General features: G+C 66.0%; 14 protein-coding genes. 9 read left to right on the forward strand and 5 right to left on the reverse strand.

Features of this window, described 5'->3' with window-relative positions; all coding sequences use genetic code 11:
- From VFL64_RS05010 to scpA, 3 genes are all read right to left on the reverse strand, one after another.
- Window positions 1–675 (reverse strand): acyl-CoA carboxylase subunit beta (locus VFL64_RS05010; RefSeq protein ID WP_489539286.1); only part of this gene is annotated, 675 nt, incomplete at its 3' end.
- 26 nt (window positions 676–701) lie between these two features.
- On the reverse strand, window positions 702–1,694 hold the full coding sequence (gene meaB, locus VFL64_RS05015) for a methylmalonyl Co-A mutase-associated GTPase MeaB (protein ID WP_489539287.1): 993 nt from the start codon (window positions 1,692–1,694) through the stop codon (window positions 702–704).
- Window positions 1,695–1,700: 6 nt separating this feature from the next.
- Window positions 1,701–3,860 (reverse strand): methylmalonyl-CoA mutase, encoded by a 2,160-nt coding sequence (gene scpA, locus VFL64_RS05020; RefSeq protein ID WP_489539288.1) that lies wholly within the window; start codon window positions 3,858–3,860, stop codon window positions 1,701–1,703.
- Window positions 3,861–4,105: 245 nt separating this feature from the next.
- Between scpA and VFL64_RS05025 the strand changes: the two genes are divergently transcribed.
- From VFL64_RS05025 to VFL64_RS05035, 3 genes are read left to right on the forward strand one after another with little or no spacing between them, the layout of a single operon-like run.
- The gene (locus VFL64_RS05025; RefSeq protein ID WP_489539289.1) at window positions 4,106–4,774 is read left to right on the forward strand and encodes a GntR family transcriptional regulator; all 669 of its coding nucleotides are present in this window, start codon (window positions 4,106–4,108) and stop codon (window positions 4,772–4,774) included.
- A 50-nt stretch (window positions 4,775–4,824) separates the two neighbouring features.
- Window positions 4,825–5,331 (forward strand): dihydrofolate reductase, encoded by a 507-nt coding sequence (locus VFL64_RS05030; RefSeq protein WP_489539290.1) that lies wholly within the window; start codon window positions 4,825–4,827, stop codon window positions 5,329–5,331.
- Window positions 5,332–5,343: 12 nt separating this feature from the next.
- Entirely contained in the window at window positions 5,344–5,919 is a 576-nt protein-coding gene (locus VFL64_RS05035; RefSeq protein WP_489539291.1) for a DUF4337 domain-containing protein, read from the forward strand.
- Window positions 5,920–5,984: 65 nt separating this feature from the next.
- Here the strand turns inward: VFL64_RS05035 and VFL64_RS05040 are convergent, their stop codons facing one another.
- On the reverse strand, window positions 5,985–6,536 hold the full coding sequence (locus tag VFL64_RS05040) for a hypothetical protein (protein WP_489539292.1): 552 nt from the start codon (window positions 6,534–6,536) through the stop codon (window positions 5,985–5,987).
- Between the two features lie 343 nt (window positions 6,537–6,879).
- Between VFL64_RS05040 and VFL64_RS05045 the strand changes: the two genes are divergently transcribed.
- Window positions 6,880–7,284: a response regulator transcription factor gene (locus VFL64_RS05045; protein ID WP_489539293.1), complete on the forward strand. Its 405-nt coding sequence runs from the start codon at window positions 6,880–6,882 to the stop codon at window positions 7,282–7,284.
- Between the two features lie 169 nt (window positions 7,285–7,453).
- Here VFL64_RS05045 and VFL64_RS05050 read toward each other — a convergent pair whose 3' ends face one another.
- Window positions 7,454–8,086, reverse strand: coding sequence for a response regulator (locus VFL64_RS05050; protein ID WP_489539294.1), 633 nt, complete (start codon window positions 8,084–8,086; stop codon window positions 7,454–7,456).
- A gap of 58 nt (window positions 8,087–8,144) precedes the next feature.
- Here VFL64_RS05050 and VFL64_RS05055 point away from each other — a divergent pair, with 58 nt between their 5' ends.
- From VFL64_RS05055 to VFL64_RS05075, 5 genes are all read left to right on the forward strand, one after another.
- Window positions 8,145–9,500 carry a CHASE3 domain-containing protein gene (locus tag VFL64_RS05055; protein WP_489539295.1) on the forward strand — a complete coding sequence of 452 codons (1,356 nt, stop codon included), beginning with the start codon at window positions 8,145–8,147 and terminating at the stop codon, window positions 9,498–9,500.
- A 147-nt stretch (window positions 9,501–9,647) separates the two neighbouring features.
- Window positions 9,648–9,812, forward strand: a complete 165-nt coding sequence (locus VFL64_RS05060) for a DUF1328 domain-containing protein (RefSeq protein WP_489539296.1) — start codon at window positions 9,648–9,650, stop codon at window positions 9,810–9,812.
- Window positions 9,813–9,867: 55 nt separating this feature from the next.
- Window positions 9,868–10,236, forward strand: a complete 369-nt coding sequence (locus VFL64_RS05065; protein ID WP_489539297.1) for a hypothetical protein — start codon at window positions 9,868–9,870, stop codon at window positions 10,234–10,236.
- 11 nt (window positions 10,237–10,247) lie between these two features.
- The gene (locus VFL64_RS05070; RefSeq protein WP_489539298.1) at window positions 10,248–10,631 is read left to right on the forward strand and encodes a hypothetical protein; all 384 of its coding nucleotides are present in this window, start codon (window positions 10,248–10,250) and stop codon (window positions 10,629–10,631) included.
- On the forward strand, window positions 10,628–10,857 hold a 230-nt coding region (locus VFL64_RS05075), incomplete at its 3' end, for a hypothetical protein (RefSeq protein WP_489539299.1). The genes VFL64_RS05070 and VFL64_RS05075, both read left to right, overlap by 4 nt.

The following is a 10,857-nucleotide window of genomic DNA, read 5'->3' on the forward strand; positions in this document are numbered from 1 at the left end:
GTCGGCCACGCCGCTCTTGGTGGTGTGCGTGCTCGCGCCGCCCAGTTCCTCGGCCGTCACTTCCTCGTGCGTGACGGTCTTCACCACCTCGGGGCCGGTGACGAACATGTAGCTGCTGTCCTTCACCATGAAGATGAAGTCCGTCATGGCCGGCGAGTACACCGCGCCGCCGGCGCTCGGGCCCATGATCATGCTGATCTGTGGCACCACGCCCGAGGCCATCACGTTGCGCTGGAACACCTCGGCATAGCCGCCCAGCGAGGCCACGCCTTCCTGGATGCGCGCGCCGCCGGAGTCGTTGAGGCCGATCACCGGGGCGCCGACCTTCATGGCCTGGTCCATCACCTTGCAGATCTTCTCGGCATGCGCTTCGGAGAGCGCGCCGCCGAAAACGGTGAAGTCCTGGCTGTAGACGAAGACCAGGCGGCCGTTGATCATGCCGTAGCCTGTGACCACGCCGTCGCCCGGGATCTTGTTGTCGGCCATGCCGAAGTCGTGGCAGCGGTGCTCCACGAACATGTCCCACTCTTCGAAGGTGCCTTCGTCGAGCAGCAGCTCGATGCGCTCGCGCGCGGTGAGCTTGCCCTTGTTGTGCTGCGAGGCGATGCGCTTCTCGCCGCCGCCCAGGCGCGCCAGGGCGCGCTTGGCTTCGAGTTGTTCGATGATGTCGTGCATGGGGTGTCCCCTTTTCTCGGTTCGTTCTAGGAACGGGTGAAGAGTCGAAGCAGTTCGCGCGCCGCAGCCGAAGGCGCGGTGCGCAACTCGTTGACGTTGCGCACCACCCCTGGCAACGCATCGCGCACTGCCGGGTGGTGCTTGAACTCGGATTGCAGGGTGGCGTGGACGATGTCCCACATCCAGGCCATGCCCTGCTGCTTGCGGCGCGACTCGAACTCGCCGCTGTCGCGGCGGCGTTTCACGAAACGCTCCACGGCGTCGCAGAAGGCGGTGATGCCCTGGAACTTGAGCGCGCTCAACTGCAGCACACGGATGGCATGCGGGTCGCTCGTTCCGTGGTGGTAGCTGAAGATCCGCATGGCGCTCACGATCTGCGCCTCGGCGCGGGTCGCGGCATCGGGGTCGATGTCGGCCTTGTTGATCACCACGAGATCCGCCAGCTCCATCACGCCGCGCTTGATGGCCTGCAGGTCGTCGCCGGCGTTGGGCAGCTGCATCAGCACGAACATGTCGGTCATGCCAGCCACCGCGACCTCGCTCTGGCCCACGCCCACGGTCTCGACGATCACGGTGTCGTAGCCTGCGGCCTCGAAGACCAGCATGGCCTCGCGCGTCTTCTCGGCCACGCCGCCCAGGGTGCCACCGGCGGGGCTTGGCCGCACATAGGCCTGTGGGTGCACGGAGAGCTTCTCCATGCGCGTCTTGTCGCCGAGGATGGAGCCGCCCGAGATGCTGGACGATGGGTCGATGGTGAGCACCGCCACGCGGTGGCCCTTGTCGATCAACGCGAGCCCCAGCGCCTCGATGAAGGTCGACTTGCCCACGCCGGGCACGCCCGAGATGCCCAGGCGCACGGCGTTGCCAGTGTGCGGCAGCAGCGCATTGAGCAGCGCATCGGCGCGCAGCCGGTGGTCTTCGCGGGTGGATTCGAGCAGGGTGATGGCCTTGGCGAGCGCGCGGCGGTCGCCGCCTCGCACGCCGGTCAGCAAGCCCTGATCGACCAGGTTGGCATCCACGTCGGATCAGGCCTTGGCGAGGTTGGCCTTGATCTGCTCGAGCACGTCCTTCGCGCTCGCCGGGATGGGCGTGCCTGGGCCGTAGATGCCCTTCACGCCGGCCTCGTAGAGGTAGTCGTAGTCCTGCCGCGGGATCACGCCGCCGACGAAGACGATGATGTCGTCGGCGCCCTGCGCCTTGAGCGCCTGGATGATGGCCGGCACCAGCGTCTTGTGGCCGGCGGCCAGTGTGCTCACGCCCACCGCATGCACGTCGTTCTCGATCGCCTGGCGGGCGCATTCCTCGGCGGTCTGGAATAGCGGGCCCATGTCCACGTCGAAGCCGAGGTCGGCGAAGGCCGTGGCCACCACCTTGGCGCCGCGGTCGTGGCCGTCCTGGCCCAGCTTGGCGATCATCACGCGCGGGCGGCGGCCCTCTTGCTCGGCGAAGGCCGTGATCTCCTGCTGGAGCTTCTCCCACCCTTCGGCGCTGTCGTAGGCTGCTGCGTACACACCGGTCACCTTTTGCGTATCGGCGCGATGGCGCCCCCAGACCTTTTCCAGCGCGTCGCTCACCTCGCCCACCGTGGCCCGCACGCGGATCGCCTTGATGGAGAGGTCGAGCAGGTTGCCCGCGCCACTGTCGGCGCAAGCGGTCAGCGCGTCAAGCGCGGCCTTGACGGCCTTGGCGTCGCGCTTGGCGCGGATCTGCTCAAGACGTGCCACCTGCGCGTCGCGCACCGCGTGGTTGTCGATGTCGCGCGCCTCGATGAGGTCTTCCTTCGCCAGCTTGTACTTGTTGACGCCGACGATCACGTCCTGCCCCGAGTCGATGCGTGCCTGCTTCTCGGCGGCGCTGGCCTCGATCTTGAGCTTGGCCCAGCCGCTCTGCACGGCCTTGGTCATGCCGCCCTGCTTCTCGACCTCTTCGATGATGGACCAGGCCTTGTCGGCCATGTCCTGCGTGAGCTTCTCCATCATGTAGCTGCCCGCCCAGGGGTCGACCACGTTGGTGATGTGGGTCTCTTCCTGGATGATGAGTTGCGTGTTGCGCGCGATGCGGGCCGAGAAGTCGGTGGGCAGCGCGATCGCTTCGTCGAAGGAGTTGGTGTGCAGTGATTGCGTGCCACCGAACACCGCGGCCATCGCCTCGATGGTGGTGCGCACCACGTTGTTGTACGGGTCCTGCTCGGTGAGGCTCCAGCCCGATTTCTGGCAATGCGTGCGCAGCATCAGGCTCTTGTCCTTCTTGGGGTTGAACTCCTTCATGATCTTCCACCACAGCAGCCGCGCCGCGCGCATCTTGGCCACTTCAAGGTAGAAGTTCATGCCGATGGCCCAGAAGAAGCTGAGCCGGCCGGCGAACTCGTCCACGTCCAGGCCCTTGGCCAGCGCCGTCTTCACGTACTCGCGGCCATCGGCCAGCGTGAAGGCGAGTTCCAGCGCCTGGTTGGCGCCGGCTTCCTGCATGTGGTAGCCCGAGATCGAGATCGAGTTGAACTTCGGCATGTTCTTCGCCGTGTACTCGATGATGTCGCCCACCGCCCGCATGCTCGGCTCGGGCGGGTAGATGTAGGTGTTGCGGACCATGAACTCCTTGAGGATGTCGTTCTGGATGGTCCCGGAGAGCTTGTCCTGCGGCACACCTTGTTCTTCCGCGGCCACCACGTAGCCGGCGAGCACAGGCAGCACGGCGCCGTTCATGGTCATGGAGACGCTGACGGTATCGAGCGGAATGCCGTCGAAGAGGATCTTCATGTCCTCGACCGAGTCGATGGCCACGCCCGCCTTGCCCACGTCGCCGGTGACGCGCGGGTGGTCGCTGTCGTAGCCGCGGTGGGTGGCCAGGTCGAAGGCCACGCTCACGCCCTGCGCACCCGCGGCGAGCGCGCGGCGGTAGAAGGCATTGGATTCTTCAGCGGTGGAGAAGCCGGCGTACTGGCGAATGGTCCATGGCCGCACCGCATACATGGTGGCCTGCGGGCCGCGCACGAAGGGCGCAAAGCCGGGCAAGGTGTCGGCATGCTGCAGGCCTTGCACATCGGCCGCGGTGTACAGCGGCTTGACCGTGATGCCCTCGGGCGTGACCCAGTTCAACGCGTCGACCTGACCGCCGGGCGCGGACTTGGCGGCGGCCTTTTGCCAGGCGGCGAGCGCTTCGGGAGTGAGCTTGGCGTCTTGTGACATGGTCAATCTCTTCAAGGAAAAACAGGTTGCGCGCACGGCGCCACCGGTGTCAATGGCCTTCGAGGCCCGGATTCTGGACAAGGGCGGGCCGGGAAAACCCCCTCCGCGCGGGGGAGGCCACCCTTTCGCCACCCCTCACGAGCACGCGGGAATGGCTCCGCTGGTTCTGTCAGGCCTGGCTAGCATAATTCAAAATTGAATTATATACTACAGGTACTCGCTCCCACCCCCGCTCACGCAATCCGATGTCCGCCCAGTCCACCGCCACGCCCCCGGCCCCTGCGCGCCTGCGAGAAAGCGCGCTGTATGAGCAGGTGGCTGAGCGCCTGCGCACCAGCATCCTCGCCCACACCTTGGCCCCGGGCAGCTGGATCGACGAGCAGGCGCTTGCCGCCGAATACGGCATCAGCCGCACGCCGCTGCGCGAAGCCCTCAAGGTGCTGGCCTCCGAAGGCCTGGTCACCATGAAGCTGCGTCGCGGCGCCTACGTCACCGAGGTGTCGGAGCGTGACCTGTCTGAGGTGTTCCACCTGCTGGCCCTGCTGGAAGGCGACGCCGCCGGCGTGGTCGCCACCGAAGCCACCGACACCGAGCTCGCCGAACTCGAAGCTCTGCACCAACAGCTGGAGCAGACCGTCACTGACCGCGAGGCCTTCTTCCGTGCCAACGAGCAGTTCCACATCCGCCTGCTGCAGATCGACGACAACCGCTGGCGCCTGCAGATGGTCAACGACCTGCGCCGCGTGATGAAGCTCAATCGCCACCAGTCCCTCTTCAAGCAAGGCCGGCTCGACGCCTCCCTGGCTGAGCACCGGGAGATCATGGCGGCCCTCAAGGCACGCGATGCCGCAAGCGTCAAGCGGCTGATGCAGCAGCACATCCAGCAGGGGCGACAGGCGGCCACCCTGTCGTGAAAGTGAAGCGCGCGCGAAGGGCCTCCCTCGCGCGCTGAGACAATCGCGGGATGACCCGCCCCACGCTCAACCTGATCGCCGCCGTCGCCCGCAACGGCGTGATCGGCCACGACAACGCCCTGCTCTGGCGCATCCCCGAAGACATGCAGTACTTCAAGCGCACCACGATGGGCTTTCCCGTCATCATGGGCCGCAAGACCTGGGACTCGCTGCCTCCGCGCTTCCGGCCGCTGCCTGGCCGGCGCAACATCGTGGTCACGCGCAACCGCGAGTGGCACGCCGAGGGTGTGGAGTCAGTCGGTTCACTGCCAGAGGCCCTGGCCCTGGCGGGCGAAGCCGAGCAGATCTTCGTGATCGGAGGCGGCCAGCTGTATGCCGCGGCCCTGCCCCTGGCTGACCGCCTGGTTCTCACCGAGGTCGACCGCGACTACCAGGGCGAAACGCGGTTCCCGGCCTGGAACCGGGCCGAGTTCCGCGAGATTCAACGAGACACCCATCACAGCGGCGAGCCGAATCACTTCGACTACGCCTTCGTCATCTACCAACGGCAACACTGAGGAGCATCACCCATGTCGGGAGGCGGTTTTCACGTCCACGGTCCACACGACCACGAACTCGAACACGCGGCACAGCACGAGCCCAAGGGCATGGCCGGGCAACTGGCCGTGATCACGGCCATCCTCGCCACGGTGGGCGCCATGTTCGCCTACATGGGCGGGGCCACGCAGGCCAACGCCGGCCTGCACAAGAACACCGCGGCCATCAAGAAGACCGAGGCCTCGAACCAATGGAACTACTACCAGGCCAAGAGCAACAAGCAGAACCTGGCCGAGCTCGCCGCCGAACTGGCGCCCGAGGCCAGGAAGCCGTTCTATGTCGAAGAAATCAAGCGCTACAAGACCGAGAAGGCCGAAGTGATGGCCGAGGCCAAGCGGCTCGACGCCGAATCCGCCGACTGGGACAAGAAGAGCGACGAGCAGATGCACCAGCACCACCGCTGGGCGCAAGCCACCACGGCCTTGCAGATCGCCATTGCGATGGCCGCCATCGCGCTGCTCACCAAGAAGCGCTGGCTGGAGTACGGCGTGTTGGGTGTCAGCGCCGTCGGCATGGCACTTGGTGCGATGGCCTGGCTCCACTTCTGAACCCCCGCACGCCCCATGAAAAAGGCCCGCTCTGCGGGCCTTTTCGTTGAGCGCGACGAGCGCGTTCAGGACTTGCCGTACTTGGCCTTGGCAGCCGCAACGCAGCTGTCCTTCGCGTCGCCCGCCAGCGCGTCGCACTTCTCGGCGGCCGCCTTGTAGTCGGCATCGCGCTTGTCCTTGGCGGCATCGTTCTTGGCTGAGTTGATCTCCTTGCCCGCCTTTGCATCGGCCAGGGCGTGGGTTTCAGCAGCCTTGGCTTCCTTCACGCACACGTCCTTCTCGTTGCCGGCCTTGTCGTCGCACTTTTCCTTGGCCACGGCGTAGTCGGCTTCGGCCTTGGCCTTAGCGACCTTGTTCTGGTCGCTGGCCTTGCCGGTGTAGCTGTACTCCAGCTCGGCCTTGGCGACCTTCTCCTTGCCCTTGGCCTCTTCGACGCACACGTCCTTGGCGTTGCCCGAGAGTGAATCGCAGGCCTGCTTGTCGGTCTTGTAGGCCGCACTGATGCGGTCCTTGCCGGCCTTGTAGTCGTCCTTGCTGATGTTGGCGGCCTGCGCGAGCGGCAGCCCCAGCACGGCGGCGGCGATGAGCGAGTACTTGAGAGCGGAAGTGCTTTTCATGGTGGATGTCCCTTCGTGATGACAGCAGATTCAACACATGAGGGCCAGCGGCTCCTCACAACGTGTGACGCAGTATCCAAAGGGGCATGGCCCGCGCACAGCAGACAGCACCGCCACGCGCTGTAGTGCAAGTCCTACGTTTCATTCGTTGCGCGTGAGAAAAAGCGGAAACCAAGGTGTAGTCTTTGTCCGACACGGGATCGGGGCTTACGCAAATGGCGCCGCGCCCGATTCATCGCCACACTCACACATAGTTTTTCGTGTCTTACGTCGTGCCCATCCGGGGGATCTGGTTACCCCATGGCAGCCGCAGGCTCGTGACTTCAAGGAAGGATCGCTGTCCATGCAGCCGCTCAGGACTTACATCGTCGAAGACAGCCAGGTCATTCGCGAAAATCTGATCGCCACCCTCGAAGAGCTGGTGCCCGTCGAGGTCATCGGCACGGCCGAAGACGAACCCACCGCCGTGCAGTACCTGGCGCGGCCCGACAACGGGGTCGACCTGGTCATCGTCGACATCTTTCTCAAGTCGGGTTCAGGCCTGGGTGTGCTCAAGGCCGCCAGCAGCCTGCCGCAACGACACAACGTGGTGGTGCTGAGCAACTACGCCACGCAGGACATCCGCCGCAAGTGCCTGGAGCTGGGTGCCGACAAGGTGTTCGACAAGTCAAACGAGATCGACGCGCTCATCCAGTATTGCAACCGCCTCGCCTCCGGCGAGACCGGCTTTGGCAGCCTGGCGGGATGACAGCCCCTCGGCTGACGGGTACATCAGCCGATCCCCCAAGGGAATGCGGGCCGGCTTGGTGGGCTGGAGCCGGACACAGACAGTCCCTGCGGACTGTCTGTGCCTGCGGAAGGCCATCGGCCTCTGGCCGATGGCGGCCCGGCGCTCGGCCCGCTGCGCCGCGAACCCCCTACTGGATCAAGCCGTTCTTCAGCGCGTAGTACGTCAAGTCGCTGTTCGATTCGAGCTTCATCTTCTCCATCACCCGCGTGCGGTACGTCGACACCGTCTTCACGCTGAGCGACATGCTGTCGGCCATGTGGCTGATGGTCTCGCCCTTGGCCAGCCGCAGAAAGACCTGCAGCTCGCGCTCGGAGAGCTGCTCGTGAAGCGGCTTGTCGCCACCGCCCCCCAAGCCGTCGGCCAGGCGCTCGGCCACACCGGCGGTGATGTACTTGCGGCCCCGTGCCACGGTGCGGATCGCCTTGACGATCTCTTCGGGGTCGCAGTCCTTGTTGAGGTAACCGCTCGCGCCCTGACGCAGCAGCGTGGTGGCGTAATGCTCCTCGGGAAACCCGCTCAGGATCAACACCGGCAGGTCGGGTGCGCGGGCCTTGATCCCAGCCAGCGCATCGACGCCGCTCTGGTCGGGCATGGAGATGTCGAGCACGATCACGTCGACGTCGCCACCGCGCACGATGTCGAGCGCATCGCGGCCGTTGGCGGCTTCGGCCACCACCGAGAAGTCGGGCTGATCGGCAAAGAACTGCCGCAATCCGGCCCGAATCATGGCGTGGTCATCAACAATGGCAATTCGAATCATGGTGTGCCTCAATGCCTCATCAATGCATGATCCCCATGTTATCGGACGAACCAGGAACATGAGCATCTACTCCGTCGTCAAGCGAAACCCGTTCGTCTTTCCCCTGGCCTGCCTGGCCGTCGCGGCGATGCTGGGTGTCAGCGAAACATCCTACTGGCGTTCCATCGGTAGCCTTTCCAATCTGACCGAAGTCGGCGCCGCCCGGGCCAGCGTGCAAAGCCTCGCACAAAGCATCCTCGACGCCGAGAGCGGGCAACGAGGCTACCTGCTCACCAACCGCCCGGAATACCTGCGGCCCTACGAGCGTGCGCTCAAGAGCATCGACGAATCGTTCAAGTTCCTGGACCAGTACTACAGCAAGGATCCCAGTTCCACAGCCATCCTTGGCAAATTGCATGCCGTTGTCGATGCAAAGTTGTCCGAGCTGTCCGAAACCAGGCGCCTGTACGACGAAGGCAAGATGGATGCGGCCACGCAGCTGGTGCTGAGCGACATCGGCAAGGAGAAGATGGAAGCCGTGCGCCAGCTCACCGCCGAGCTGGTGGCGCGCGAGACCTCGAACGTGGGCAAGACCCGCGACGACATCGAGCAGACCCTGTGGCTCAGCCGCTGCGGTGTGGCGGTGCTGAGCCTGCTGAGCCTGCTGTCCCTCTTCATGTACCTGAGGCAGACCTCCGCGCTGCAAAGCCAGCGCGAAGAGCAGCAGCGTCTCGTGCTGGCGGAGCACGAGCGGCTCGAGCGCGAGGTGGAGCAGCGCACCGCCCAGCTCACCGAGCTGACCGATCACCTGCAGACCGCCCGCGAAGACGAGCGCCACCGCCTCGCCCGCAACCTGCACGACGAGCTGGGCGCCCTGCTCACCTCGGCCAAGCTCGACGCGGCGCGCATCCGCTCGCGCCTGGTGGGCACCGCACCCGAGGCGCTTGAACGCCTGGGCCACCTGGTCGACACGCTCAACAGCAGCATCGCCATGGGCCGCCGCATCATCGAAGACCTGCGCCCGTCGACACTCGGCAACCTCGGGCTGATCCCCACGCTGGAGATCCTGGCACGCGACTTCGCCCGCAGCTCGGGCATCGAGGTGCATTGCGCACTCAAGCCCGTGCGGCTGGAGACCGACGCCGAGCTGGTGGTCTACCGGCTGGTGCAGGAGTCGTTCACCAACATCGCCAAGTACGCGCACGCCAAGAACGTGTGGATCGCCCTCGACTCGCGCCAGGGCCGCGCCGAGGTCTCGGTGCGTGACGACGGTGTGGGCTTCGACACCCGCGTGCAGCCGCGTTCGGCCTTCGGCCTGGTCGGCATGCGTTACCGCGTGCAGGCCGAGGGCGGCTCGCTGACCCTGGTGTCGGCGCCCGGGCAAGGCACGTCGATCGAGGTGTCGCTGCCCGAGGCGGCTCCAGCCACCGCCTGAGGGCGCTCTCCTGTCGGCGGTGTCCTACACCGCCTCGCTCGCTCCCCCGACAGCACCCTGGCGATGAGGCCTATCGCCAGCGCGAGCGTGCGTGCAGACACTGACTTCTCCCAACCGGCACACAACCCATCACCTGAGGAGCCACCCATGCTGCACTACGCCGTTGTGTTTTTCATCATCGCGCTGATCGCCGCCTTGTTCGGCTTCGGCGGCATCGCCGCGGGCGCCGTCGGCATCGCGAAGATCCTGTTCATCGTCTTCGCCGTTCTTGCGGTGGCCAGCTTCCTGGCCGGCTTGATTCGAAAGGGCTGAGTTCGCCTGCGCCCACTCAACCCAAAACTTCCAACCATCCAGAAGGACATGCACCATGAAGACCGTCGAACAGCCCAGCACCTTGGCAGACAGCGCCGCCGACAAGGCCGAGCACGCGATCCGAGCCACCCAACGCGTCACCAACGACGCACTGGACGGCCTGTCGACCTCGGTGCAGAACACCCGTGACCGTGTCTCGCCCATGCTCAGTCGCGCCGGCGAGCAGGCAGCCGCACTGGCCCACCGCGGCATCGACGCCGTGCGCACCGGCTCGCAGACTGTGCGCGACAAGGCCGTTCACGCCACCGATGCGACCGCCGACTACATCAAGAACGACCCGATCAAGTCGGTGCTGATCGCTGCGGCCACGGGCGCTGCGCTGATGGCCCTGATCGGCCTGCTCAGCCGCCCGCGCCGCGACTGACGCGGGCTGCCGTGATCCACCCGCTGCTGCGCCTCGTCGCCACCCAGCCGCAACTGCTTGCCGACCACGCCGAGGCCTACGCCGACTTGTTCGGTGAAGAACTCGGCGCAGTGTCGGCCAGCTGGAAGCGGCGTCTGGCGTTGAAGTCCATCGGCCTGTGCCTGGTCGGCGTCTCGGCGGCGCTGGGCGGCGTGGCGCTCATGCTCTGGGCGGTGATCCCGCCGGCCGAGATCCACGCCCCCTGGGCTTTGCTGGTCGCGCCCCTGGTGCCGCTCGCGGCGGCCGGGGTGTGCTGGTGGATCGGCAGCGCGCGTGGCCCCGCGGCCTTTGAAGGAATGCGCCAGCAGATGCGTGCCGACGTCGCCATGCTGCGCGAGGTGAGCACGCCCTCATGAACGAATCGCCCGATCCGCTCTCAGGCCCGCACGCGCTGCCCTCGGCGGCCGAGCGGCTGGCCGCTTCGCGCGCGCGCCTGCTCCAGACGATGCAGGCCTCGATGCCGCCCGCGCGCGCCCAGCACCCGCCAGGTGAACTGCCGGCTTGGCTGCACGGCATTGCAGAGATGCCTGTGGTCGCCGCCGTGCTCGAAGCCGTGCGCGGCTGGTGGTCGCACCACCCGAT

It is taken from the genome of Rhizobacter sp., assembly GCF_035702065.1.
GTDB lineage: Bacteria > Pseudomonadota > Gammaproteobacteria > Burkholderiales > Burkholderiaceae_C > Rhizobacter.